Source organism: Hymenobacter setariae (genome assembly GCF_007713685.1).
In the GTDB taxonomy this organism is placed as follows: domain Bacteria; phylum Bacteroidota; class Bacteroidia; order Cytophagales; family Hymenobacteraceae; genus Hymenobacter; species Hymenobacter setariae.
In genome coordinates this window covers 1,071,069-1,095,400 of record NZ_VMRJ01000002.1, presented here as the reverse complement: position 1 = coordinate 1,095,400, position 24,332 = coordinate 1,071,069, and the positions used below count along the sequence as shown (strand labels likewise).

21 protein-coding genes are annotated in these 24,332 nt (G+C 60.6%); 18 read left to right on the top strand and 3 right to left on the bottom strand.

What is annotated here, in order from left to right:
• The first annotated feature begins 68 nt into the window (after window positions 1-68).
• On the top strand, window positions 69-2,534 hold the full coding sequence (locus tag FNT36_RS10990) for a M4 family metallopeptidase (protein WP_144847398.1): 2,466 nt from the start codon (window positions 69-71) through the stop codon (window positions 2,532-2,534).
• Window positions 2,535-2,625: 91 nt separating this feature from the next.
• On the opposite strand, the gene FNT36_RS10985 is transcribed toward FNT36_RS10990, so the two are convergent.
• Window positions 2,626-3,057, bottom strand: a complete 432-nt coding sequence (locus FNT36_RS10985) for a hypothetical protein (RefSeq protein WP_144847396.1) — start codon at window positions 3,055-3,057, stop codon at window positions 2,626-2,628.
• A 159-nt stretch (window positions 3,058-3,216) separates the two neighbouring features.
• Here FNT36_RS10985 and FNT36_RS10980 point away from each other — a divergent pair, with 159 nt between their 5' ends.
• The 7 genes from FNT36_RS10980 (at window position 3,217) to FNT36_RS10950 (ending at window position 9,173) form a co-directional block, all read left to right on the top strand.
• Complete coding sequence (locus FNT36_RS10980) at window positions 3,217-3,585, top strand: S-adenosylmethionine decarboxylase family protein (RefSeq protein ID WP_144847394.1); 369 nt, start codon at window positions 3,217-3,219, stop codon at window positions 3,583-3,585.
• A complete protein-coding gene (locus FNT36_RS10975; protein ID WP_144847392.1) occupies window positions 3,582-5,045 on the top strand; it encodes a DUF4178 domain-containing protein in 1,464 nt (487 codons plus the stop codon). The genes FNT36_RS10980 and FNT36_RS10975 overlap by 4 nt, the downstream gene beginning before the upstream one ends.
• 9 nt (window positions 5,046-5,054) lie before the next feature.
• Window positions 5,055-5,267, top strand: a complete 213-nt coding sequence (locus tag FNT36_RS10970) for a hypothetical protein (protein WP_144847390.1) — start codon at window positions 5,055-5,057, stop codon at window positions 5,265-5,267.
• 151 nt (window positions 5,268-5,418) lie between these two features.
• On the top strand, window positions 5,419-5,634 hold the full coding sequence (locus tag FNT36_RS10965) for a DUF350 domain-containing protein (RefSeq protein ID WP_144847388.1): 216 nt from the start codon (window positions 5,419-5,421) through the stop codon (window positions 5,632-5,634).
• On the top strand, window positions 5,627-7,213 hold the full coding sequence (locus FNT36_RS10960; protein ID WP_144847386.1) for a polyamine aminopropyltransferase: 1,587 nt from the start codon (window positions 5,627-5,629) through the stop codon (window positions 7,211-7,213). The genes FNT36_RS10965 and FNT36_RS10960 overlap by 8 nt, the downstream gene beginning before the upstream one ends.
• A gap of 52 nt (window positions 7,214-7,265) precedes the next feature.
• Entirely contained in the window at window positions 7,266-8,921 is a 1,656-nt protein-coding gene (locus tag FNT36_RS10955; protein ID WP_144847384.1) for an FAD-dependent oxidoreductase, read from the top strand.
• Between the two features lie 45 nt (window positions 8,922-8,966).
• Window positions 8,967-9,173: a hypothetical protein gene (locus FNT36_RS10950; RefSeq protein WP_144847382.1), complete on the top strand. Its 207-nt coding sequence runs from the start codon at window positions 8,967-8,969 to the stop codon at window positions 9,171-9,173.
• A gap of 30 nt (window positions 9,174-9,203) precedes the next feature.
• Here FNT36_RS10950 and FNT36_RS10945 read toward each other — a convergent pair whose 3' ends face one another.
• Window positions 9,204-9,623, bottom strand: a complete 420-nt coding sequence (locus FNT36_RS10945; RefSeq protein WP_144847381.1) for a thiol-disulfide oxidoreductase DCC family protein — start codon at window positions 9,621-9,623, stop codon at window positions 9,204-9,206.
• Window positions 9,624-9,831: 208 nt separating this feature from the next.
• On the opposite strand from FNT36_RS10945, the gene FNT36_RS10940 reads away from it, so the two are divergent.
• The 10 genes from FNT36_RS10940 to FNT36_RS10895 all read left to right on the top strand — a co-directional run bounded on the left by FNT36_RS10940 (window position 9,832) and on the right by FNT36_RS10895 (window position 22,220).
• On the top strand, window positions 9,832-10,245 hold the full coding sequence (locus tag FNT36_RS10940; RefSeq protein ID WP_144847380.1) for a hypothetical protein: 414 nt from the start codon (window positions 9,832-9,834) through the stop codon (window positions 10,243-10,245).
• 30 nt (window positions 10,246-10,275) lie between these two features.
• The gene (locus tag FNT36_RS10935; protein WP_144847379.1) at window positions 10,276-10,731 is read left to right on the top strand and encodes a hypothetical protein; all 456 of its coding nucleotides are present in this window, start codon (window positions 10,276-10,278) and stop codon (window positions 10,729-10,731) included.
• 110 nt (window positions 10,732-10,841) lie between these two features.
• A complete protein-coding gene (locus tag FNT36_RS10930) occupies window positions 10,842-12,362 on the top strand; it encodes an HTTM domain-containing protein (RefSeq protein WP_144847377.1) in 1,521 nt (506 codons plus the stop codon).
• 132 nt (window positions 12,363-12,494) lie between these two features.
• The gene (locus FNT36_RS10925; protein ID WP_144847375.1) at window positions 12,495-12,989 is read left to right on the top strand and encodes a hypothetical protein; all 495 of its coding nucleotides are present in this window, start codon (window positions 12,495-12,497) and stop codon (window positions 12,987-12,989) included.
• A 238-nt stretch (window positions 12,990-13,227) separates the two neighbouring features.
• Window positions 13,228-14,781: an FAD-dependent oxidoreductase gene (locus tag FNT36_RS10920; protein ID WP_144847373.1), complete on the top strand. Its 1,554-nt coding sequence runs from the start codon at window positions 13,228-13,230 to the stop codon at window positions 14,779-14,781.
• A 379-nt stretch (window positions 14,782-15,160) separates the two neighbouring features.
• Window positions 15,161-15,727 carry a hypothetical protein gene (locus FNT36_RS10915; RefSeq protein WP_144847371.1) on the top strand — a complete coding sequence of 189 codons (567 nt, stop codon included), beginning with the start codon at window positions 15,161-15,163 and terminating at the stop codon, window positions 15,725-15,727.
• 334 nt (window positions 15,728-16,061) lie between these two features.
• Complete coding sequence (locus FNT36_RS10910) at window positions 16,062-16,931, top strand: manganese catalase family protein (RefSeq protein ID WP_144847369.1); 870 nt, start codon at window positions 16,062-16,064, stop codon at window positions 16,929-16,931.
• 124 nt (window positions 16,932-17,055) lie between these two features.
• Entirely contained in the window at window positions 17,056-18,090 is a 1,035-nt protein-coding gene (locus tag FNT36_RS10905) for a hypothetical protein (protein WP_144847367.1), read from the top strand.
• A gap of 214 nt (window positions 18,091-18,304) precedes the next feature.
• Window positions 18,305-21,922: a DUF4394 domain-containing protein gene (locus tag FNT36_RS10900; protein WP_144847365.1), complete on the top strand. Its 3,618-nt coding sequence runs from the start codon at window positions 18,305-18,307 to the stop codon at window positions 21,920-21,922.
• 76 nt (window positions 21,923-21,998) lie between these two features.
• Window positions 21,999-22,220 carry a PID-CTERM protein-sorting domain-containing protein gene (locus tag FNT36_RS10895; RefSeq protein WP_144847363.1) on the top strand — a complete coding sequence of 74 codons (222 nt, stop codon included), beginning with the start codon at window positions 21,999-22,001 and terminating at the stop codon, window positions 22,218-22,220.
• A gap of 86 nt (window positions 22,221-22,306) precedes the next feature.
• Here FNT36_RS10895 and FNT36_RS10890 read toward each other — a convergent pair whose 3' ends face one another.
• Window positions 22,307-24,313 carry an RICIN domain-containing protein gene (locus FNT36_RS10890; RefSeq protein WP_233635833.1) on the bottom strand — a complete coding sequence of 669 codons (2,007 nt, stop codon included), beginning with the start codon at window positions 24,311-24,313 and terminating at the stop codon, window positions 22,307-22,309.
• Between the last annotated feature and the right edge of the window lie 19 nt (window positions 24,314-24,332).

The following is a 24,332-nucleotide window of genomic DNA, read 5'->3' as shown; positions in this document are numbered from 1 at the left end:
TTTCCAAAAACTAAATACCTTGCAGTGCCTCTGGCAACCTTTTCCTTTTCCATCCTCACTCACACTCTATGTCCCACAAATACTCTGCGGCAGCTTTCCTAGCTCTAGGGGCCGCCGTGCTCCCACTCTTGGCGCAGGCACAAGCTGCCGACCGTGTTCAGAAAAAAGAACTTGGCCAAGATGGCCAGCCTACACTTATCCAGTTTCGGGAGGGCGCGCGGCCCAGCAGCGGCGATGGCGCTTTCGTATTGCGCGAGCAGCTAGGCCTGGGCTCCGATGAGCAAATGCGCACCGCTCGTCTGGAAACCGACCAGCTCGGCTTCAGCCACCAAAAATTTGACCAGTACTACAAAGGCGTGAAGGTGGAGCACGCCACATATACCGTGCACGCCCGCCGCAGCGCCGTAGAAAGCCTGAGCGGCGACTACGAGAAAATAGCTAAGCTCGACGTAACGCCCGCCCTCTCGGCCGAGGCTGCCCTAGGTCGCGCCCTGGCTGCCGTGGGAGCCAAGCGCTACATGTGGCAGGACGCCGCCGAAGAAGCCGGCCTGAAAGCCAGCGAAAACAACCCGGCCGCCACCTACCTGCCGCAGGGCGAGTTGGTGATAGTGCGCGACGGCCGCCGCGACGCGGCCACCGGCCCGCTGGTGCTGGCCTGGAAATTCAACGTGTACGCTCAGGCGCCGGTGAGCCGCGCCTACATCTACGTAGATGCGCGCACTGGCGAGGTGGTGCTGCGCGATGCTATCATCAAGCACGCGGGCGCCACGGCTACGTTTGCCACGGCCTACAGCGGCACCCGCTCGCTGGCCACCGAAACTACCACCGGCGGCTACCGCCTGCGCGAGTACACCCGCGGGCTGGGCATTGAGACCTACAACTGCAAAAAGGGCAACAGCTACACCGCCGCCACCGACTTCGTCGATGCCGACAATAACTGGACCGCCGCCGAATACAACAACGCCAACTACGACAACGTGGCCGGCGATGCGCACTTCGGCGCCCAGGCTACCTACGACTACTGGAAGGCCGTACACGCCCGCAACAGCTACGACAACGCGGGCGCCAAAATCAAGAGCTACGTGCACTACGACGACACGCCAAGTACGGCTGCAGGCTACGAAAATGCCTACTGGAACGGCTCGGTAATGACTTACGGCGACGGCGCCAGCACCTTCAAACCGCTGACAGCGCTGGATGTGTGCGGCCACGAAATAGGCCACGCAGTGTGCGAGAAAACCGCTAACCTGACGTACTCGGGCGAGTCGGGCGCCATGAACGAGGGCTTCTCCGACTGCTGGGGCGCCAGCGTGGAGAAGTACACCGTGGACCTGCTGGGCCTGACCGGCAAATCGACCTGGGACATTGGCGAGGAGATTATGAAAGCTGGCGGCGCCCTGCGCTCAATGAGCAATCCCAACCTTTACGGCCAGCCGGCCTACTATAAAGGCAAAAGCTGGTATACTGGCACCGCCGACAACGGCGGCGTGCACACCAACTCGGGCGTGCTCAACTACTGGTACTACCTGGTGGCTGTGGGCAAGAGCGGCACCAACGAAGTAGGCAATACCTTCAGCGTGACGGGCCTCGGCCTGACGGACGCGGCCAAAATCCTGTACCGCACCGAGAGCGTGTACTTGAGCGCCAGCTCGAACTACGCCGCAGCACGCACCTACTCCATTCAAGCGGCTAACGACTTGTTTGGGGCCACGTCGGCCCAGGCGCAGGCCGTGACCAACGCCTGGTACGCCGTAGGCATCGGCGCCGCCTACACCGACGGCGGTACCACAACCCCGCCGCCCACTCCCACGGCCTATTGTGCCAGCAAGGGTAGCAGCCAGGGCTACGAGTATATCGACTACGTGAAGCTAGGCAGCATTGCCCGCACCAGCGGCGCCGATGGTGGCTACTACGACGGCACGGCCCTGAGCACCACCGTGGCGGCCGGCTCAAGCCAGACCATCAACTTCTCGGTGGGCTTCAAAGGCTCGGCGTATACTGAGTATTGGAAAATCTTCATCGACTACAACCAAGACGGCGACTTCGGTGACACTGGCGAAACCATTGTGAGCGGTAGCAGCAGCAGCAGCGGCACGCTCACCAGTACCTTCACCGTACCTAGCACCGCCAAAACCGGCACAACCCGCCTGCGCGTGGTGCTCAGCGATGCCAGCGCCACCACCAGCTGCGGCACCTACAGCTACGGCGAAACCGAAGACTACAGTCTCAACATCACGGGCGGCGCCACGCTGGCGCCGGAGGGCATTGCCGCCACAACTAGTAGCCTGACTGCCGACGTCGATGCTACGCTGAGCTTGTTCCCTAACCCTGCCAGCAGCTACTTGCAGCTAGAGCTAAGTTCGGGCGCCGAGTTGCAAACGGTGCAAGTGCTGGATGCCCGCGGCGCCGCCGCTACCGCTCGCTACGATGCCGCCACTAAGCAGCTCGATGTGAGCGGCCTGGCCGCCGGCCTTTACCTAGTGCGCGCCAGCGATGGCCAGCACCTGTTTGTGCAGCGCTTTGCGAAGCACTAGCCAAGTCAACCACCTAGAAGTAAAAAAGCCCGGCCGATTGGCCGGGCTTTTTTATGCTGGTAAGCATCTTGCTTGCCGCTGCTTGTTCTAGCTATGCGGGTAGCGCCTGGCTGCGCAGCCAGGCGTCGGCGGCTGCGAAGTTGTCGAAGCGCTTGAATTTGAAGCCAGCGGGCGCTGTGCTCACCACCGACTGCGTCGAGAGGCGGTGCATGGGGTCGGCCCCTTCCACAATGGCGCAGTGGTGGGTGTTGGCCTGGCTCATAGCCCTAGGTATCCAATCAGTGGTGAGCCACTCTTGAGCGGCTACGGGTAGCGGTGCCCGGGCGCCGTGGTCGGAGAGGATGCGCCGGGCGCCGGTGCTTTTTAGCAAAGCCAATACCTGCTCGTAAAGAGCCTGAATAATTTCGACCGGCTGCCGCTCGGGGGCCCAGGCCAGGCGCACGTAGCCTGCGGGCTGGTAGAATAACTTGCCAGCTTGGTTCTGAAAAACAAGCGTCTCTTTTGCGTAAGCGGATAAAGTCATACTAAATACTATAAAAAGGCAATCTACATTTCTATACGGTAGCTTTTCGACTTAAAAGTACGCTTGACTGCGTGCTCTTACACCAAAAACAGGTGGCCTAAACCCCTTCTGCGCTGTAGTATTGCGCTTGTGACCGCTACTCCTTTGCCCTCTGCGTCAATGCTCGCACCGCCTCACGCTTATGCGGCGGGCTTGCACATTCTGGCCACCTTTGCGGCGCCGGCCGCGGCTCTGCGCGATGCCGCGGGCAGCCAGCAGTTTTTTGCGGCGCTGGTGGCGCGCTTGGGTCTCACTTGCGTGGGCGAGGTCTACCACGTTTTTGAGGAAAACGCGGGCTTCACGGCGGTGCTGGCGCTCACCGAGTCGCACCTCAGCATTCACACCTGGCCCGAGCACGGCCTGGCTACGTTCGATGTGTTTTTGTCGAACTTCCGGCGCGACAACCACGCCACCGTGCGGCGCATCTACCAAGAAACCCTAGGGTACTTCGAGGCCGAAGAACAAGCCTATGCGGAGGTATTGCGATGAGTAGTGTCCCTATCGCCCCGCCCCCAGCCTGGGTCACGTGCCCCAAGTGCGCCACTCAGGTACCGTGCTACGAACCGGCCCGCAGCAAGTGTTTTGGCTGCTTCAATTGTCGCACCCTCTTCGAGGCCAACCCAGCTACCCCCACTAACAAAGGCCGCATAATCAAGGGGTTTCGGAAGGAGAATGTAACTGGTCCTAGCCTGCCACTGGGCATTACGGGCGCTCTAGGTAGCTACTACTGCCGCATCACGGGCTACCAGGTGCGTACTGAGCAACAGGACCGCATTGCCGAATGGCGTGAATATCAGCTGCGCCCCGCTGAGCCGATAGTAGGTGGTGACTCTATCGATTTTCCCTTGCAGCTTGCTGAATACCAAGGGCACTGGCTATTGATAAAGCAAGCGCGCAGCCATCCAGTCACGAAGGGCAACCACTCCTTTCAAGGCAAGGAATGGACCAGCCAAAGCACCGGCAATACCTACCAGCTGTGGCATCGCTACCAGCCGGTAATTCGCGATGCCCAGGGTGAATTTGATTGGAACATCATTGAAGATGAACGCCTAAAGGTTCAGGAGTTTACCTGCCCGCCTTACCTACTTTCGAGTGAGCAGGCTCCTAAGGCTAACTCCGTTTGGTATCAGGCCGAATACCTAGAGCCCGACCAAGTAGCCACTGCTTTTGGTGTAAATGCCAACACGCTGCCTAGCCGCGTAGGCACCGGCGCGGCCCAGCCCAACCCGCACGACACGGCCCCAGCTTGGCGCCTGTTTGGGGTAGCGGCTTTGCTGCTGTCGCTGTTAGCCGGTTGGTTGGCTATCACGCGGCCTAGTGCTACCACTACCGAAACTTTTACCATTCCGGCTGTGCCTGCGGCGCCTGCTCCTGGGGCCGGCTTATTGACTGCTCCTCCTACTGTCGATACCCTAGGGCGGGCGGTTGTCCCTGCGGCAGGGGCCGCTACGCCTAGCGCGCCCGCCGCTGCCACGCCTGCTGCCAGCACCGGCTACAGCCAAATGCTGGTGTCCAAAAGCATCGTGCTTACTCACTCTTCTGCGGTAGACATCACCTTCACCGCGTTAGACCTCACCAACCATTGGGTTGAGATAACGGCCAACCTGGTGAACGAGGAAACCGGCCGCGGCTACGAGGTGACCCGCTCACTGGAATACTACGAAGGCGTGGAAGATGGCGAAAGCTGGTCGGAGGGCAACCGCTCGGCCAATGTCGTTATCAGTGGCTTGCCGCCCGGCCGCTACCACCTCAACATTTACCCCAGCCCAGAGGCGGGCACCAGCGATACCATGCTGCTCGTGCTGCTAGAGCAACATTCCAGCTTTGTCTCTAATTTTTTGATTATCCTGGTGCTGATGAGCGCCGTGCCGCTCTGGCACTGGATGCGCCACAGTTCCTTTGAAACCAGCCGCTGGGAAAACAGCGATTTCGCCCCCGCCTCCGACTGATTTTTTGCTATGCTTGCTTTCTTGCGCCACCTAGGGTCCGATTTACGTCGCTCGCCGCTCTATGCGGGGCTGCTGAGCCTGGGGCTGGCGGCCTTCTTGCTGCTGGGCATGGGCGGCACCCGCCTGCTTGGCGATGACAAAGAAACCGCCGACACCGAACGCGGCGGCCCGCCTCGCACCGGCGGCCACGGCGGCTATGTCAATGGCTTCAACCACAAGTGAATTAATAGAAAGAAGGTTGCCATTGCGAAGAGGCAAGCCAAGGCAATTTTCCTCCACGCACAGCCGACGTTTACAGAGGCAAAAGGCAGGCTTGCTTCGCCGTGCCCCCTCGCAATGACAATGTAGCTAACTAGTTTTTCCTCCTTCACTCATGGAATACCTCAACTTCAAGGCGCTGACTGCCTCCGTCGTGTACTCGGTGCTGGGCATTGTCATTCTGATGCTCAGTTTTTACGTGTTTAATAAACTGACGCCAGGCACCCTGCGCCGCGAAATACTGGAGGAGCACAACACGGCCTTGGCCATCATCGCAGCGGCGTTTATGCTGGCGGTGGCTATCATTATCAGCGCGGCCATTCATGGGTGAGGGTTCTTTGCTGGCCCGCCGCCGGCGGGCGCGGGCCGCTGCCAGCGCCCCGGCCGAAGGGGCTCCGCGGCCAGCGCTACTGCTAGGGTCGGTGGCCGTGATAGCCACCTGCGGGCTGCTGTATGAACTAATAGCCGGCACGTTGGCCTCCTACCTACTCGGCGATTCGGTAACGCAGTTTTCGACCGTTATCGGCGTGTACTTGTTTAGTATGGGCGTGGGCTCGTGGCTGTCGCGCTACCTAGGCGGCCAGCTGCTGCGCTGGTTTATTCGGCTCGAAATACTGGTGGGCTTGGTGGGCGGCGCGTCGGCGCCGCTGCTGTTTGGGCTATTTGCACACGTGGGCTCGTTTCGGGTGCTGCTCTATGGGCTGGTGGGGCTGCTGGGCGCGCTAGTGGGACTAGAGATTCCGCTGCTGCTGCGCATTTTGCAAGGCCGGCTGGCGTTTAAGGAGCTTGTGGCCAGAGTTTTCACCTTCGACTACGTAGGCTCGCTGCTGGCGGCCGTGATATTCCCGCTGGTGCTAGTGCCACGCCTGGGTTTGGTGCGCACGGCCCTGCTGTTTGGGGCGCTCAATGTGGTAGTAGCGGGCGTAAGCCTGCTTTCCTTCGACGAGACCAAACCCTACCGGCGGCGCTACCTAGGCGCCATTGTATTGGCCTTGCTGGCCCTAGGCGCGGGTGTGGTGGGCGCCGAGCGCATTCAGCGCTACGCCGAAGGCGAAGTGTTTCAGGACACGGTTATCTACGCCCAAAGCACGCCCTACCAGCGCCTGGTGCTCACCGGCAACCACCGTGGCGAGCTGCGCTTATTCTTGAACGGCAACCTCCAATTCAGTTCGGCCGACGAGTACCGCTACCACGAGGCCCTGGTGCATCCGGCCATGCAAGACCGACCTAGGGCGCGCCAAATATTGGTGCTGGGCGGCGGCGATGGCTTGGCCGTGCGCGAGCTGTTGAAGTACCCGCAGGTGCAGCGCATCCGGCTCATCGACCTCGACCCAGCCATGACCAAGCTCTTTAAGAGCAACCAACTGCTGCGCGAGCTCAACCACAACTCGCTGCACTCGCCCAAGGTCGATATTCACAACGCCGACGCCTACGCCTGGCTGCGCCAAGACACGACCCGCTACGACGTGGTGCTAGTCGATTTTCCCGACCCCGGCAACTATTCCATCGGCAAGCTTTACACTACGGCCTTCTACCAAACGCTGCGCCAGCGGCTGCGGCCGGGCGGGCTAGTGGTGGTGCAGGCTACTTCGCCTTACATTGCGCGGCGGGCTTACTGGTGCGTGGTGCATACTATGGCGGCCAGCGGCTTTAGCCCAGTGCCTTACCACGCCTACGTGCCTTCTTTTGGCGAGTGGGGTTACGTGCTGGCGCAGGCCCAGCCCGGCACCTGGCGCCCCGATGGCGGCCCGTTGCCGGCCGGGCTACGCTACGCGACTCCTAAGGTAATTGGCCAAATGCGCGCCTTCCCGCCCGATATGGGCGAGGTACCCACGGAGGTTAATCAGCTTAATAACCAGGCTTTGGTGCGGTACTTTGAGGAAGAGTGGGGGCCGTATGGCAATGGGTAGAACTCAGAAATTTTCCGCCTCTCATATCAAGTAATACTCTACTTTTTAACCCATGTCCCTCCCCCGCCGTCAATTTTTGACCCAGGCCAGCGCCGGCCTGGCGGGCACGCTGCTCGCGGGCCTGCTTGGCAGCGCGCCGGGCTGCGTACCCGCGCGCTCAGCTGTGCGGGGGCAGGTGCGCGGGGCGGGCGCCAAGCTGGGGCACTTGCTGCGCGAGCCTCACAAAATACCGAGCCCAACGCGCACTGAGGAAATTGACGTGGTCATCATTGGTGGGGGTGTGAGCGGCTTGGCGGCCCGGCGCGAGTTACACCGCCTAGTCCCCACGCTACGCACGCTGCTGCTGGAACTAGAGCCTGAAGTAGGTGGCAACGCCGCTACGGGCCACAACGCCCGCACCGCTTACCCCTGGGGCGCGCACTACTTGCCCCTGCCCGACGAGCGCGACCACGACCTGCTGGCTTTTTTAAAAGAAGCAAAAATCATTACGGGCTACGGCCCCGATAATTTACCCATCTACGACGAAACGGCCCTGTGCCACGACCCCGCCGAGCGCCTGCTGCTGCATGGCCACTGGCAGCCCGGCTTGGTGCCCGAGGCGGGCGTGCCCGCGGCCGACCGCGCCGAAATAGCACGCTTTCTGGCCGAGGTCGAGCGCCTGCGCCACGCTACCGGCCCCGATGGACGCGACTTGTTTCGGCTGCCGCTCGACCTGTCTTTTACTGATGCTGCCACCCAGCAGCTCGACCAGCAGTCGATGGCCGACTGGCTCGCCGCGCACGGCTACCGCTCGGAGTACCTGCGCTGGTACCTCGACTACTCGTACCGCGACGATTTTGGGGTGCCCGCCGCGCAGGTATCGGCCTGGGCCGGGCTGCACTACTTCGCCGCCCGCAAAGGCCGCGCCCACAATGCGCCCGCCGACGCCGTACTGACCTGGCCTACTGGCAACCACCACCTCGCCGAAGCGCTACGGCACCTAGGGGGCCCTGGCCGCATTCAGCTCCACACGGTGGTGTTTGGGCTGCAAGAGGTGGCCGATGGTCACCTAGAGGTGTTGGCTTTTGATGACCGCACGCAGCAAAGCACTCGCATTCGGACCCAGCAGGTAGTATTAGCCACGCCCTGGCACGTGAGCAAACACCTTTTGCCGACCTCAGCCGCTGCGCCTGCGCTGGCGCCGCTGCACGCCCCCTGGCTGGTGGCCAACCTCGTAGTGGATGATTACCCCGGCGGCCCCGGCCAGCCGCTGTGCTGGGACAATGTGCGCTACGGCAGCCCGGCCCTAGGCTACATCGATGCCGAGCACCAAGCCCTGCGCGGCTTCGAGCCCGACGGCGGGCGCAGCCTCACCTTTTACTGGGCCTTGCCCACCGACCTAGCCAACCCCGCTGCGGCCCGCCGCCACGCCTTTGCCAGCACCTACCACGACTGGCTGACGCTCGTGCTTACTGAACTCGACCTGATGCACCCCGGCCTAGCCGACCGCGTGCAGGCTGCCGAATTGTGGGTGTGGGGCCACGGCATGGTGGCCCCCACACCCGGCTATGTGTGGGGCGCAGCGCGCCAGCAGGCCCGGCAGCCCCACCTAGGCGGCCGCGTGCACCTAGCCCACACCGACCTCAGCGGAGTATCGGTGTTTGAGGAGGCATTTCACCAAGGGCTGCGGGCAGCCCGTGCGGTAGCGCAGCGGGCAGCCGCTAGCTAGCAGCCGGCCGTATACAGGGCTTCTCACTTTCAGTTTGCCCTTCTTATGACTATTCGCAATTTCTATGCGAGTGCGGTGGCTACCTTGCTAGCTGGCCTGTTACTTGGCGCCTGCGGCGGCGCTAACACTGCCGACATGAAAACCACTACCCCGAGCAGCATGCTGGGTACTGACTCGGCCGCCACCAAAGTAGGTGGCATGCCGCCCGATACCACTGGCCTAGGTACTGCCGCGCCCAGTACTGGCCGCTAAGAGCAGTGAGCAGTTGGAAAGCTAACTGAGCTACAAAAACCGCGCGCGCAGGGCAGGCGTGGGCAGCAGGCAGCTCTCTTGCTGCCCAAACCACTGGTAGCGGTGCCGAGCCACGTAGCGGTACAGCGCATCGCGCCAGGCGCGGGGCAGCAGCCAGCCCACCTGAGCCATCCGCCCCAAAGCCCCTAGGTGCCCGATAATGCGCAGCACGGCCGTGGAGTGGGTGTACACGCGCCCGCCCTCTACCAGCACCACCGAGTCGGGGTCAGCGGCAGTGGCGGCCACGTCTTGCTGGCCATGAGCGACTAGTAAGGCTTGTCCAGCGGCGCTTTGCAGGGCAGCAAAGCGAAACCGCCCGGCCGCATCGTGACGAATTACAAACTGCACAAACCCATTGCACAGGTTGCATACGCCATCGAAGAGGATAGTGGGCTGTGCGGTAGTAGACATGGCAGACAACTAAAATTAAGTAACGCTAGCTACCTAACGCCAGGGCAGCGCAGATGGTTTGGGGCCCTCGGCCAAAGCTGGACAACTTGAAAATACCGTATTTCCCGCTACGTAGTAACCGAAGAAAATACGCGTATTCGTCTTCGTCGTATTTGATTAACAGTCGTATACCTAGCCGCAGTTTTCCCCCAACTATTCTTCATTTTTTATGCGTACCGTAAAATTTCAATTGGCTGTAGCAGCCCTCGCCCTCGGAGCTTCTTTACTAGGTGCCTGCGGCAGCGGTAGCACTAGCGAGTCGTCGACTAGCGGCAGCGGCACCTCTACTGGTGGCAGCAGCGGCACCAACGATACTAGCGGCATGAGTTCTGACTCGTCGGGCGCTGGCTCGGCAGGCATGAGCAACACAACCACTGGCACGTCTAGCACCAGCGGCTCTACGGCTGGCACCGGCGACCTAGGTGGCTCTACGGCGGGCTCGGCCGCCGCTAGCGGCAGCAGCAATGCTGGTGGCACTACTAGCGCCGCTGGCGCTGGCTCGACAGCAGGTGGCAATGGCAGCGGCGCCAGCGGTGGTGGCACCACGGGCGGCTCTACCGCTGGTGGCACTACCGGCCAATAATTCAATTCCCCCATCTCATCTCCAAGCCTCATGAAAACGAACACCCTTTCGCTGCTACGCGCAGCGGCTTTTGTACTTGGCCTAGGTCTGACAACCAGTGTCGCCTTTGCCCAAACTACTACCGGCACTACGGCAGGTACCACTACGGGTAGCACTACCCCCATGGGCACTACGGCTGGTACCACGGCTGGCAGCACTACCTCGGTGGGCTCTACTAGCGGTTCTACTTCGGGCACAATGAGCTCCACGTCGGGCTCAACCGGCACTACGGCCGGTTCGGTAGGTACTACCACCAGCTCGATGGGTACCACGTCGGGCACTACGGCTGGCTCAATGAACACTCCTTCGTCGGGCAGAGCCCGCCGCGACGCCAAGCGCAGCAGCAAAATGGGCAGCACCTCGGGCAGCGGCACTACCACGGCTGGCTCGACGGGTAGCACCAGCGGCAGCACTTCTGGTGCCAGCACGAGTGGCTCGCCCCGCTAGCAAAATCATTTTCCGTTACTTTTCGGCTGCAAGGCGAAAAAGCTGGCCAAGCAATTGGTCGCTTTTTCGCCTTGTTTAGTTTCAATAGCTTGCCTTTGCTCTTCTCCTTTATGCATCAACTTTGGGCGGCCGTGCGGCAACCATTTACGCTCGACCTGCGGGCGCTGGCATTACTACGCATAGGCACGGCGGCCATCATCTTGCTCGACCTGGCCATCCGCAGCACCGACCTAGAGGCACACTACGCCAATATGGGCGTGCTGCCCCTCACGGCGATGCTCGACCACACCTGGACGCCCTACCAGTTTTCGCTGCACGCCACCAGTGGGCTGTGGCAAGTGCAAGCCGTGTTGTTTGGAGTGGCGGCGCTGGTGGCGGGGGCACTGCTGCTGGGCTACCACACACGGCTGGCCACCCTGGCATCGTGGGTGCTGCTAGTATCGTTGCAAAACCGCAACCCCATGATAGGCCAGGGCGGCGATGACCTGCTTCGGATGTTATTGTTCTGGGGGTTTTTCCTACCCTGGGGCCGGGTTTGGTCGTGGGATGCGCGCCAAGCGCCCCCACCTGCTCGCTACGATTACGCCAGCGCCGCCACGGTGGCCTACATCGTGCAGCTAGCCTTACTATACTGGTGCACCGCCTTGCTCAAAAGTGGCGCCGAGTGGACCCAAGAGGGCACCGCGCTTTACTACGCCTTTAGCCTCGACCAACTGCTGCTACCGTTTGGGCGCCTGCTTTACCCCCACCCCGACTTGCTGCGGTTTCTCACCTTTGCCACTTGGTATACCGAGTTGCTGCTACCCATTGCCTTGTTTATTCCGGTGGGCGTGCGCTGGTGGCGGCTACTGGTGGTGTTTGTGCTGTTTGGCTTTCATATTGGTATCAGCCTCACGCTGTTCGTAGGCATCTTCTTCCTTATTAATATGGTGTCGGTGTTGGGGCTGCTGCCGCCGATGGTGTTTGACTGGCTGACTCCCCGCCTGGCACCCCACGCCGAGCGGGCTCGGCACTGGCGCACGCGCCTACCTAGGTGGCAGTCGCCGTGGCAGCTGCGCCTCGAGCGCACGCGCCCGGCGGCACCCGGCCACCGCGAGTTGTGGCGCGCCGTGCGCGATGCGCTGGTTGTAAGCGTGCTGTTTTATGTATGCTGGTGGAACCTCGATGATGTGGGCCGCAAGCCCGGCCGCTGGATGTCGGACTCGACCCGCTGGTTTGGCTACTTATTTCGCATCGACCAGCACTGGGGCATGTTCGCGCCCACCGTATTTAAGGATGATGGCTGGTACGTGCTGGAGGGCACCACTAAAACGGGCCAAGTGCTCGACCTGAACCGGGGCGGCGCCCCCATCAGCTATACCAAGCCAGCATCGGTGGTCTCGTTGTTCAAAAACGACCGGTGGCGCAAGTATTCCGAAAATTACCTGTTTGTCAATAACAACTGGATGCGGCCCTATTACTGCAACTACTTGCTTCGCATCTGGCACGAGAACCCCAAGCACCCGCCCCTTCGCCATCTCTCGATAGTGTACATGAAGGAAGTGTCGCAACCCAACTACCAAGTGCCCCCGGCCACGCGCGAAGTTCTCTGCGATTGTGAGCCCCCCGCCCCCCTTGCACCCTCTCCCTAGGTATTATGCAAGCAATTTAATGGATAATTAGGTATTTTACCCCCCAAAAGTAGGGGTATATCTCAGGCGCCGTTTGCGTATAAGAAAGAGAATCAGGGATTTCCCTATCATTTTCTTCACCTACTCCTCACTATGAAACGCAATTGGCTTTCGCTTACCCTAGGGCTAGCACTATGCTCATCGTTGGCACTAGTTAGTGCCTGCAACGGCGACGACGACCCCACGCCCATCACGACTACTTCAGGTACGTCTACTAGTGGTGGTACTACCAGCTCTACCACTAATGGCAGCACCACAGGTACCACTTCTAGCACTACAGCAGGCGGCACCACGGGTACTACCTCAGGCACCACGGCTGGTGGCACCACGGGTACTACCTCAGGCACCACAGCGGGTGGCACCACAGGTACCACCTCGGGCACTACCAGCGGTGACACCACGGCCGGCGGTACTACAGGTACCACTAGCGGCACCACGGCTGGCGGCACCACGGGCACGACCTCTGGCACTACGGCAGGCGGTACTACGGGCACGACCAGCGGAACTACGGCCGGTGGCACCACGGGCACCACTAGCGGTGGTGGCACTACTGGTGGCGGCACGGGCGGTAGCGGTGGCACCACCTAAAATCTGCTAGTTTTTTTGAATACTAAGCCAAGTCGGACCCGGTAACCGGGTACGGCTTGGCTTAGTGCTTAAATAGGCAATAGTTAACCCATGCCGAAGCCCTGCTTACTGACCTTACCCTAGGTAGCCAAATGAGCCTTTTACAGCTCAGGTAATGGCAAGCTCCTCTTTAACTCCGTGCAAACCTGGGGCGTAGGGTAAGCTGTGCTTTATCCGGCTTTTCTCCTACTCAGCTCTTATGCCTGCTCCTCTCGACCCCACCCGCACCTCCGGCGCCACGCTGCCTAGCTGGCTGGCCACTGCACCCGCGCCGCCCGTCTTTGGGCCGCTGCGCGAAAACACGACTGCTGATGTCGTCATCATAGGGGCCGGCATTGCGGGACTTACCACGGCCTACCTCCTGGGCCAGGAAGGCAAGAAAGTAGTAGTGCTCGAGGATGGCGAAATTGCTAGCGGCGAAAGCGGCCGCACCACGGCCCACCTCTCCAACGCCCTCGACGACCGCTACACCACTCTCGAAAACCTTTTTGGTGCCGACGGGGCTCGGCTGGCTGCCGAAAGCCACGGCGCCGCCATCGACCAAATCGAGAAAATAGTGGCCGACGAGCAGCTAGCCTGCGATTTTCGCCGCCTTGATGGCTACCTCTTCCTACCCAAGAACGGCGACCCTCAGGAACTGCACGACGAGCTAGCAGCGGCCCACCGCGCCGGCCTCACGGCGGTAGAGTTTCTACCCGACTCGGGCACCCTAGGCTTCGCCACGGGCCCGTGTTTGCGCTTCCCCAAGCAGGGGCAGTTTCATATTATCAAGTACCTCCATGGGCTGGCCCGTGCTATTGTAGGGCAGGGTGGCCGCGTCTATACCCGCACCCACGCCACCGAAGTTAGTGGCGGCAGCCCCGCCTGCGTACGCACCACCGAAGGCTTTGAAGTGCGAGCCCAAGCCGCCGTGGTAGCTACCAATACGCCCTTCAACGACCGAGTAGTAATGCACACCAAGCAGGCGCCCTACCGCACCTACGCGCTGGCCGGGCGAGTACCTAAGGGTGCCATTGCCACGGCGCTGTACTGGGATACGCCCGACCCGTACCACTACATTCGGGTGCAGGAAATGGACCCGAATGCCGATTACGACCTGCTGCTGGTGGGTGGCGAAGACCATGTGGTGGGCGAAGACGACCCCGCCGCCCGCCTGGCTTGCCTCGAAGACTGGGCCCGCACGCACTTTCCCCAAATCACGACCATCGACTATAGCTGGTCGGGGCAGGTGATGGAGCCTGACGACAGCCTAGGGTACGCCGGACGCAACCCCTTGGACCGTGACAATGTGTACCTCATCAGCGGCGACTCGGGGCACGGCATGACCCACAGCACCCTAGGGGCTATGCTATTACGCGACCTTATCCTGGAGCGCGCCAACCCCTGGGAAGACCTCTACGACCCCGGCCGTGTGACCCTGGCCAAAGAGCCGCTGCAAGAGTTTGTGAGCCACAACGCCGTGGTGGTGAAGGACTACACCGAGCTGCTGACGGGCGGCGACGTAGACTCAGCCGCTGACATCGCGCCGGGTACCGGCGCAGTGTTGCGCCAGGGTATTACCAAGGTAGCCGTTTATAAAGACCCGCAAGGTCATACGCACACGTGCTCGGCCATTTGCCCGCACCTAGGCTGCGTGGTGCATTGGAACGACCTCGAAACCAGTTGGGACTGCCCCTGCCATGGCTCGCGCTTCGACGCCTACGGCCACTTGCTCAATGGTCCTGCCAATTCTGACTTAGCATCGCACGACTAAGTGCCACTGCCAGCTGTTGCCCTCAGCCCACTGGCCGAGCTACCCCTTAGCTAGATAAGGTTAGGGCCAAGTCCTTTTTTCTTTTGGATAAGGGGCAAAGTGGCTCCACTACTGGTGGCCGGCTCAGTGACCACCCGCCGCAAAACGTGGCAAATGCAGACGGCTAGTTAGCAGGTCGCCAAATGCTTGAGGTTTTAGCCAGAAAGCTATTTGCTTGAATAAAGAGAATTTTTAAACGCATAACAACCATATCCCGTACACTGGACTAAGACTATTTAGTCTGGGAATATCCCAAATATTCATTTTAGAATAGGAGATAAACTAGGCTGCGTAGGCGATTTATTTCACTTTTTATTCACCCCACTTTTCCTTTTTCATCATGAAAAAAGCCTATTCGCACCTCGCCATTCTGGTGCTAGCCGCAGCCTCGTTCAGCTCGTGCAGCCGCGCCAACTACGCCAGCATGACGCCCCCAGCCGCTCCGGTTACTACCAGCATTGCCCAAGTACCCACTACCGACATGTCGGCTGAAGTGGTAGCTACCAAGCCGCAGCCTGCCGCATCGCCCGAAGTAACTCCGGCTCCGGCCGTAGCTGTAGCACCAGTAGCTACCCCCGCCGCACCTAGCCGTGCTGCTGCTCCAGTTGCCAAGGCCCAGTCTTCGGTAGCCGTAGCAGAAACTCCCGCCGTCAAAGCCACTAAGCCTACGCTGGTACAGCGCTTGGCTTTGAATAAAATCACCAAGCAGCTCAACAAAATTGAGAAGCGTCAGCAGAACACGGCTAGCGTGACCCAGACTGCAGCTAGCAGCGGCTCGCTCACCATCTTGCTAGTAGGCCTCGTTGCCTTGCTGGTTGGTATCATCATCGGTTCGGGCTTCCTCACCACGGTAGGTTCCATTGTGGCCGTAGTAGGCCTCGTACTGCTGCTACTCAAAGCGCTCTAAGCAACCTAAATAATTGACACTAAAGCCTCCTCGCCAATGGCGAGGGGGCTTTAGTGCTTTATGGCCAAGCTCTTGGCACCTAGGCACATCATAGGCTTTGCTTGCTTTACTTGGTATTTATGCAAGTGTCGGGTAGTGGTTGTGGTTTGCAGCCTAAGCAACTTATATTCTATCCGGGAAAACTACTACTGCGCGCAAAAGATACTTACACTGGATTTACGTGATAATCACGATACAAAAGGGTATTTATCGGTCGGCACAGGCTGGCGTATTGCGTACAAGTAGAAGCTACACAACAGGTAGCCTTCAGTTTTTCTACCTTTTCCCACACCCTATGTTCTACCACGATAAACGTACGCAATACAAAGTGTGCGTCGAGAAGCCCAATCCTGCTTTTGCCCGCATGCTACAGCAAGCCATTGGCGGTATTGAAGGAGAGATGCGCGTTTGTTTGCAGTACCTATTTCAGGCCTGGAACTCGCGTGGCCCAGCCAAGTACCGCGACATGCTGCTCGACACCGGCACCGAGGAAATTTCGCACATCGAGATGTTAGCTACGGCAGTGGCACTCAACCTAGAGGGCGCACCGCTTTCAGTTCAAGAATCGGCTATCAAGCAAGATGGCGTGGTAGGCGCAGTACTAGGCGGCATGAACCCGCGCTCCTTTCTATCGGCTGGCCTTGGGGCCATGGCCTTTGATGCCGAAGGCGTGCCGTTTAGCGGCGCCTATGTAGTGGGCAGTGGCAATATCGTGGCCGACATGTATACCAACGTGGCCGCCGAAAGCACTGGCCGCGCCCTGGCCACTCGCCTGTGGGAAATAACCGACGACCCCGGCATGAAGGATATGCTCGGCTTCATGATTGCGCGCGATACTATGCACCAGCAGCAGTGGCTGGCGGTGATAGAGGAGCTAGGCGGCTACAATGCCCTGCCCATTCCTAACTCGTTTCCGCAGAGCAAGGAAAACCAAGAGTTCAGCTACTCCTTCATCAGCCCCAACATTGACGGTACTGGCACGCCCTCGGGCCGCTGGACGGAAGGTCCTAGCCTCGACGGCAAAGGCGAGTTTCGGGTGCTCAAGGCCGAGCCGTATGGCGACGAGCCCAAGCTGGGCCCGCCCGTGCCCGAAGGCCACGCCCAAAAAGAGCAGATGACCATGACCGACACCATCATCGGCAACATCAAGGATACGCTCAGCTAGCCCTAGGTAGCTTAAGAAAGCATTCAGAAAGCTCGGCCGCTTGGCCGAGCTTTTTTGTTTGTATATCCTGCTCGGCGAGCAGTAGCTTGCGCCTTCGTACTCATTCCTACCCAAGCCTTTACCAATGGCCCCACGGCTTGCTGCCCAGCCCTGGATTCGCTCGCCCCGCTACGATGGCTGGCTGATACTGGCCCCGCCCTTTGTGGCGCTGCTGCTGGTACTGGCCTTGCCCGTGTCCTTCTGCCAATCGGCCGAGTTTCCACTGCTAGCTTGGGTGGGCGTGGTGCTGCTCATCGATGTGGCCCACGTGTACGGCACGCTGTTTCAGACGTACTTCGACCCGCAGCAGCGGCGGCAGCGGCGCCGCCTGCTGGTGCTGGCGCCGCTGGCCTGCTACGCAGGCGGCGTGGCCCTGCACGCGGCGGGCGCCCTGGTGTTTTGGCGGGCGCTAGCTTACTTGGCAGTGTTTCATTTCATAAGGCAGCAATACGGGTTCTTGCGGCTTTATGCCCGGCACGAAGCACCTAGGGGCCGGTGGCTGAGCACGGCCCTTATCTATGCCGCTACGCTCTACCCACTGCTATACTGGCACTTATCGCCACCACGCAATTTTAATTGGTTTGTGGATGGCGATTTTATACAATACGACTGGCCGCTAGGGCGGCTATTAGCTACTGGCCTCTACCTAGGGCTGGTACTGGCTTACCTAAGCCGCGAGGCCTGGCAGTACTACCGCACCCGCGTGCTAAACGTGCCGCGCAACTTGCTGCTAGGTGGCACGGCTCTGGCCTGGTACATGGGCATTGTCGTTTTCAATGGCGACCTAGCCTTTACGCTGCTCAATGTGGTGTCGCATGGCGTGCCCTACTTGGCGCTGGTGTGGAGCCGCCGTCCAACTCAGGCCACAGGCCGCGGCTGGTGGACCGGGCGCTACGGCCTGCTGCTGTTTGGGGGCGCCGTTGTGCTGTTTGCCTTTCTGGAAGAAGGCCTGTGGGACGGTCTGGTGTGGCGCGAGCACGGGGCAGTATTCGGCTGGTTTCAGGGCTTGCCCACGGTGGCCGAGCCCACGCTACTGATGTGGTTGGTACCACTGCTAGCCCTGCCCCAAAGCACGCACTATGTGCTCGATGGCTTCATCTGGCGCCGGCAAGCCACCTAGGCTAGCTTGCTCTGCTTGAGCACACGACGCCTAGGTCTATCACTACAAAAAAATAAATATATTTTAACGATTTTAGGTAAACCGAAGAAGCCGTTTTTCACGTAATTTTCACGTTGCAACCCAAACCAAGAAAGTTCCTTATTGGGTGCAACTTCTTCTTGTTATTGTTCAGCTTTTCATCTTTTCTATTACCCACCTTTACCTTTCTTCTTTCATGGAGCTACGCTTACGTTCGCTCGACGCGTCGCGGCGCCTTGGTCTTTTTGGCCTGGCTCTCGGCGCTAGCTTGCTGTCGGCCTCGACCGCTTTCGCCCAAACGCCAGTAGTTTATGGCCTGCTCGAAACTAGGGGCCTAACGCCCAGTACGCAGGGCCTGATTCAGATTGACCCGACTACGGGCATGTCTACTTCGTTTAGCTACACAGCCCTGTCCGGCATCACGGTGGGCCCGCTAGTGGGTATAGACTTTCGCCCTTATAATGGGCAGCTGCTCGCCCTAGGGTATGACCCAGACGCCACTGGCGTTAACTCGCAGCTTTACCGGCTCGACCCCAGTGCAAACGCAGCTATCGCCATCGGCAGCCCTATTCGCCTGGAACTGGGCGGTAGCACCGACCGCATTGGGTTTGACTTCAACCCTACCGTAGACCGCATTCGAGTGGTGAGCACCAATGGGGCCAATTACCGCCTCAACCCCAATACTGGAGGCATTGCCGCTACCGACCCCACCCTGAATTCAGCGGTGTCTCCGACCCCGACCATCGGCTCGGTGGCTTACACCAACTCGTATGTGGGTAGCACCGCCACCACCCTCTATGACCTCGACGAGACAACTGGAAAGCTTTACACTCAAAACCCTGCTACCGGCAGCTTGTCGGGCGGCACCACGGTAACGTTCAATAACTTTGGCATAGCGGCTACCTCCGCTATTGACTTTGATATCTACTACAATGCCGCCGCCAATTCGGGCGCAGGTGCCAACGAGGCTTACCTAAGTGAGCTAACGGCGGGCGGCAGCAGCAACTTCTACTCGCTGGACCTGGCCACCGGCGTAGCTACGCGCCTAGCCAATACCATTCCATCCGCCATCCCGTATGGCCTCCGCGATATCGCCGTGGCTACTACGCCGCTCACGCAGCAGCCTCTTGCTGGGCAGCTGATGTATGGTGTAGCTGGCGGCACCCTCCTTTCCTTTGGCTCGAGTGCACCGCGCAACATCCGCACGGCGGTGAATATCACGGGCCTAACGGTTACCCCTACTTCAACGCAAGTGGTGGCCGGCATTGATTTCCGGCCGCTTACCGGCGAGCTTTATGCTTTTGGCTACGATGCTACCAACCAGCTCGGGCAGCTGTATACCCTAGATACCTCAACGGGCGCGCTTACTGCGGTTGGCGCTGCTAGGTCTTACCCGCTGGGCAACAATGCGAATGCCATCGGCTTCGATTTCAATCCGACCGTTGACCGCATCCGCATCACATCGGCCACCAACCAGGCCAACCTGCGCGCCAACCCCAGCGACGGCACTTTCTTGACCGATACGCCGCTGACAAATAATGGCGCGGCCCCGGCCCTAGCCGGCGTGGCCTACACCAACAACGACAACAACCCCGCTACCGGCACGTCGCTCTACGGCTACGACCAAAACACAAATACGCTGCTCTTGTCGTCGAATGCTAACGCGGGCACCTACAACAATATAGGTAGCGGCTCGACCCTCACGGTAAATGCTGCCAATGGTGTTGATTTCGACATTTTCTCGGATGTCAGCACCCCAGCCGCACCCATCAATTCGGCTTTCCTCACGGCCTCGCCTAGCGGCATGAGCTTCGACAACCTGTATACCGTGGACCTCACGACGGGCAAGGCCACGCTGGTCGACCGCATCGGAAACGGTAGCAACCTAAGCGGTGTAGCCGCCGTGCCCACGCCCGATGCCAACGCCATCACCTGGACGGGCAACGTGAGCGGCGACTGGGGCGCGGCTGGCAACTGGGCGCCCAACCGCATACCTACGAGCACCGACAACGTTATTATTCCGACCGGGCGACCCAACCAGCCCAGCATTTTTACTCCGCAGCAGGCCAATAACCTGACCTTGGCCAGCGGGGCCAGCCTTAATACCGCTCCAGGGGGCGTACTCTCGCTGAGCGGCAACCTGGTAAACTTCGGCGGCGCCCTCACGGGCTCGGGCTCGGGCGAGGTACGCTTTGTGGGCAGCACCGCTCAGAGCATCACCGGCACCGTATCGCGCTTCCAGAACCTGACAGTAGCCAACTCAGCTGGCGTGACGGCCGGCGGGCCGGTACAAGTAGCGCAGGTGCTGCGAGCTACCACCGGCAACCTCGACTCGGGTACTAACAATGTTACGCTGCTATCAAATGCGGCGGGCACGGCGCTCATCGCCGAGACCGGTGGCCAGGTCACGGGTACCATCACGGTGCAGCGGTACATCGATGCCAGCATCAGCGGCAACAGCGGCCTCGGCTACCGCCACTACGGCTCGCCCGTGAGTGGCAGTACGGTCAACGACCTTGCTACCGCCGGCTTTAGCCCCGTAGTGAACCGGGACTATAATTCTTCGGCCACGCCGGGTCAGGTATCGCCGTTCCCCACCGTATTCAGCTACGACCAAAGCCGCATCGCCACGGCTACTTCCAACTACAGCGACTTTGACAAAGGCTGGACTTCGCCGAGTGAGCTCACCGATGCCCTCGCCGTGGGCACGGGCTACTCGGTGAACCTGCCTGCCTCCGCGCTCGTCGACTTTGTGGGCACTGCCAACCGCGCCGCCGTTACGGTGTCGGCGGCTCGTGGCACTAGCGCCAGCGCTGGCTGGGCGCTGCTGGCCAACCCCTACCCGGCTCCGTTTGACCTAAGCCAACAGCCAGCTTCCGAGCGTGCAGGTTTTGAAGACGCCTCGTATGTTTTTGAGAGCAGCAGCCAATATGCAGGCCGGTACCGTGCGTATGTAAATGGGATGGGCGGCAACCCCATCTTGCCCGTAGGCCAAGGCTTTTTCAAGCGCGTGGCAGCACCCAATACCACTGGCTCGTTTACCTTCAACCCGAACTACCGGGTGACTGCCTTCGATGCCACGCCTTTCCAGCGCACCACCGCCGACACGCGCCCGCTGGTACACCTAGCCCTGCGCGGCACCACCGGCACGGCCGCCGATGAAACCTTCGTGTACTTCGAGCAGGGTGCTACTACCGGCCTCGACCGTGTGTATGACGCCGTAAAGCTGCCCAATAGCAACGGCCTGAACCTAAGCACCCTCACTGGCGCCGACCAGCTAGCCATCAATGGCTTGCCCGCCCTAGGTACTGCGGAGGTGGTAGTACCCATCGTGGCAAAAGTATCGCAGGCCGGCACCTACCTGCTGAGTGCTCCCGAGCTGAACAACTTGCCTGCTGGCACCTTCGCTTATCTACGCGACACGCAGGCGGGTACCCTAACCGACCTGGCCGGCCAGCCCACCATCAGCCTGAGTTTGACAGCTGGCGACAATGCGGGGCGCTTCATGCTCGTGCTCACAGGTGCCAAGCCGCTGGCCAATGCTCCAGTTCAGCTGGTGCAAGCCGTAGCAGTATTCCCCAACCCGGCCACGGGTAGCGTGTCGATAAGCCTGCCCGCCAGCTTGGCTGGCCAGCCTATTGCCACGTCGCTTCTCAACAGCCTAGGCCAAACGGTGCGCCGCACGGTGCTGCCCGCCGGCTCGGCAGCCGATGCCCGCTCGCTCTCGCTGAGCGGTGTGGCGCCCGGTGTATATTCGCTACGCCTCGAAACGGCCGACGGCATCGTTTCCAAGCGCCTAGTCATTGCTTACTAAGTAGTTTCAGAACGTCCCGGTTTAGCTAGAGCCGGGACGTTTTTGAAGCTTTTTCTTATTTTTTTACTCCACTCACATGGTAAATTTTTCCACTGGTCTGCGTTTCTTGGCCGTAACTGGGCTGCTGCTTTCAGCTTCTTCTTCTTTTGCTCAGCCTGACACGGGCGGACCTTTACCCACGACGCCCACGCCTACCCCCGACCCCACGGCCGTGCCCCTCGATGGCGGCGCCTCGCTGCTGGTGGCTGCTGGCATCGGCTTCGGTATTCGCAAGCTGCGCGCCCGCTCGCGGCGCTAGTCGGCGCCCTAGGTGCCACAAAAAAGCCCCCGCTACCTTGGGTAGCGGGGGCTTTTTTGTGGCACCTAGGGCAAGGGGCTTTGGCGTTACTTAGTAATCACCAATTCCACGCGGCGGTTGAGTTTCCGAGTTTCTTCGCGGTTATTGTCAAACTTGGGTTTGGTGCCGCCAAAGCCTACGGTAGTGACGCGGCTGGCGACCACCCCGCGGCTCACCAGATAGCGCTTGACCTCAGCCACGCGCTGCTCGCTCAATACCTGATTTTTATCGGCCGGGCCCACGTTGTCGGTGTGGCCTTCGAGCCGAATCTCAAGCTGTGGATTGTCATTTAATGACTTCGCCAACTCATTCAAGGTCAAGAAAGACGACCCCAAAAGCTTGGCCTGTCCCTGCGTGAAAATAATGGCTGGCAAATCGAGGCGCGAACCCACGGTGGCAGGCGTGAGACGCGGCTCGTAGCGGCGCGACTCGCCTGCCCCAATCACCAGTGTATCGATGCGCGTGAGCAGGCCGGCGGTGGTGGTCATACGGTAGCGGCCGGGCACCAGCGAAAGCTGAAACCCCGAGGCATCGGCCTGGGCCGTGCTCCGAAAGTCGATGGTACTGCCTAGCAGCAGCGCCTGCACCTGGGCCCCGCCCGCAATAGGCTGGTTGGTTCGGGCATCGAGCACGCGGCCGGTTACGAGGGCACGGGCGGCCTTCTCGGGGTCAATGGGGGCGGCCACGGTGTCGGCAGGCGGCGGGCCGGGCGGCGTGCGGCGCAAGTCGGCGGGGGCAGTGGGGCTGGCGCCCGAGGTAGCGAAGTAGGCCACGCCATTGGGCCCAAGGGCAAAATAGGCATCAAAGCCCGGCCCATTAAAGCGCGGCCCTAGGTTCTCCACCGGGCTCCATTTAGTCCAGCTATCGTCGAGGCGCTGACTTCTGAAAATATCGGCCGAGCCGTAGCCCTGGTGGCCGTAAGAACTGAAGTACAACGTTTTGGTATCGGCCGATAACCAAGGGGCAAACTCGTAGCCCGGCGAATTAATAACGGCACCTAGGCTCTGCGGCGTCGTGAACCCACCCGCCCCATCGGGCCGGCTCAGGTACAGGTCGTTGCCGCCTTGCGCATCGTCGCGCTCCAGCGAAAGCAGCAGGATTTTCTCGTCCGGCGTCATGTAGAAGCCAGTTGCCACGTTGGTTGAGTAATAGGTGGCGATGCGCAATGGCACGGGCCGGCCGTTGCCATTAAGTGCTATCCGCGACACGCCTTCGTCTTTGAAGCCCGAGGCTTCGTAGGTGCCGCGCACCAGCAGCGCCGGGCTGTTGGCCGGGCCCACAATGGCCTGCACGGCGTTGTTGCGGGGGGTGTTAAGGCCGGGGGGATTATCGGGGCGAACGGCAGCGCCCCACGTGCGGCCCTGGTCGGCACTCTGGCTCAGCCAGATATCGCCGCTTTCGGCCACGCCTTCGGTGTTGCCCGCAAAGCGGGTACGGTTGAAGTACAAGCTCTTGCCATCGGCCGATGGTACCGGCTGCAACTCGTTGCCGGTGGGCGTGCTAGCAGCCGCCAGCGGCTCGGGCGCCGCAAAGTAGGGCGGCCCAGTAGCCAAGCGCAGCTGCAACTGAAACAGCCGCCACTGCTGGCTAGCGCGCCCCACAGCCTTGGCTGCCACCACGGTAGTGCCGTTGAATTTATCGGAAGATGCCAAAGTTGCTACTCGCCCATCGAACCGGCTTTCGAGCTGAAACGACCCCACTGGGCCGGCCGGCACCAGCCGCCATTGCTGCCCTAGGGCGCCAGTATAGGCCCGCTGCACCAGCGGCGTGTTGCCGCCAGCCGAAGCCGCTGGTGCAGCCTCTAGGGTTAGGCACTGGCCGCTGTGCTTGGCTTCGAGGCGGTAGTACTCTCCGCCTTCGCGAATGGGCACCAAGTGCCACTGCTGGCTGGGCGCGTGGTTGAATTCCCACTGCACGGCCGGCGCACCGCCGGTTGTGGCGGCGTGTAGGATATCGAGGCTGCGCCCGCTGCCGCGGCAGATAATGCCGTAAAGCGCCCGGTCATCAGGCGAAATGGGCGTTTGGGCAGCGGCGGAGAGTGCTAGTAAACACAAGAAAAGTACACGAAGCATC

Excerpts from the sequence above, each read along its gene's own strand:
- FNT36_RS10990 (WP_144847398.1), top strand. The coding sequence starts at position 69 with ATGTCCCACAAATACTCTGCGGCAGCTTTCCTAGCTCTAGGGGCCGCC.
- FNT36_RS10985 (WP_144847396.1), bottom strand. The coding sequence starts at position 3,057 with ATGACTTTATCCGCTTACGCAAAAGAGACGCTTGTTTTTCAGAACCAA.
- FNT36_RS10980 (WP_144847394.1), top strand. The coding sequence starts at position 3,217 with ATGCTCGCACCGCCTCACGCTTATGCGGCGGGCTTGCACATTCTGGCC.
- FNT36_RS10975 (WP_144847392.1), top strand. The coding sequence starts at position 3,582 with ATGAGTAGTGTCCCTATCGCCCCGCCCCCAGCCTGGGTCACGTGCCCC.
- FNT36_RS10970 (WP_144847390.1), top strand. The coding sequence starts at position 5,055 with ATGCTTGCTTTCTTGCGCCACCTAGGGTCCGATTTACGTCGCTCGCCG.
- FNT36_RS10965 (WP_144847388.1), top strand. The coding sequence starts at position 5,419 with ATGGAATACCTCAACTTCAAGGCGCTGACTGCCTCCGTCGTGTACTCG.
- FNT36_RS10960 (WP_144847386.1), top strand. The coding sequence starts at position 5,627 with ATGGGTGAGGGTTCTTTGCTGGCCCGCCGCCGGCGGGCGCGGGCCGCT.
- FNT36_RS10955 (WP_144847384.1), top strand. The coding sequence starts at position 7,266 with ATGTCCCTCCCCCGCCGTCAATTTTTGACCCAGGCCAGCGCCGGCCTG.
- FNT36_RS10950 (WP_144847382.1), top strand. The coding sequence starts at position 8,967 with ATGACTATTCGCAATTTCTATGCGAGTGCGGTGGCTACCTTGCTAGCT.
- FNT36_RS10945 (WP_144847381.1), bottom strand. The coding sequence starts at position 9,623 with ATGTCTACTACCGCACAGCCCACTATCCTCTTCGATGGCGTATGCAAC.
- FNT36_RS10940 (WP_144847380.1), top strand. The coding sequence starts at position 9,832 with ATGCGTACCGTAAAATTTCAATTGGCTGTAGCAGCCCTCGCCCTCGGA.
- FNT36_RS10935 (WP_144847379.1), top strand. The coding sequence starts at position 10,276 with ATGAAAACGAACACCCTTTCGCTGCTACGCGCAGCGGCTTTTGTACTT.
- FNT36_RS10930 (WP_144847377.1), top strand. The coding sequence starts at position 10,842 with ATGCATCAACTTTGGGCGGCCGTGCGGCAACCATTTACGCTCGACCTG.
- FNT36_RS10925 (WP_144847375.1), top strand. The coding sequence starts at position 12,495 with ATGAAACGCAATTGGCTTTCGCTTACCCTAGGGCTAGCACTATGCTCA.
- FNT36_RS10920 (WP_144847373.1), top strand. The coding sequence starts at position 13,228 with ATGCCTGCTCCTCTCGACCCCACCCGCACCTCCGGCGCCACGCTGCCT.
- FNT36_RS10915 (WP_144847371.1), top strand. The coding sequence starts at position 15,161 with ATGAAAAAAGCCTATTCGCACCTCGCCATTCTGGTGCTAGCCGCAGCC.
- FNT36_RS10910 (WP_144847369.1), top strand. The coding sequence starts at position 16,062 with ATGTTCTACCACGATAAACGTACGCAATACAAAGTGTGCGTCGAGAAG.
- FNT36_RS10905 (WP_144847367.1), top strand. The coding sequence starts at position 17,056 with ATGGCCCCACGGCTTGCTGCCCAGCCCTGGATTCGCTCGCCCCGCTAC.
- FNT36_RS10900 (WP_144847365.1), top strand. The coding sequence starts at position 18,305 with ATGGAGCTACGCTTACGTTCGCTCGACGCGTCGCGGCGCCTTGGTCTT.
- FNT36_RS10895 (WP_144847363.1), top strand. The coding sequence starts at position 21,999 with ATGGTAAATTTTTCCACTGGTCTGCGTTTCTTGGCCGTAACTGGGCTG.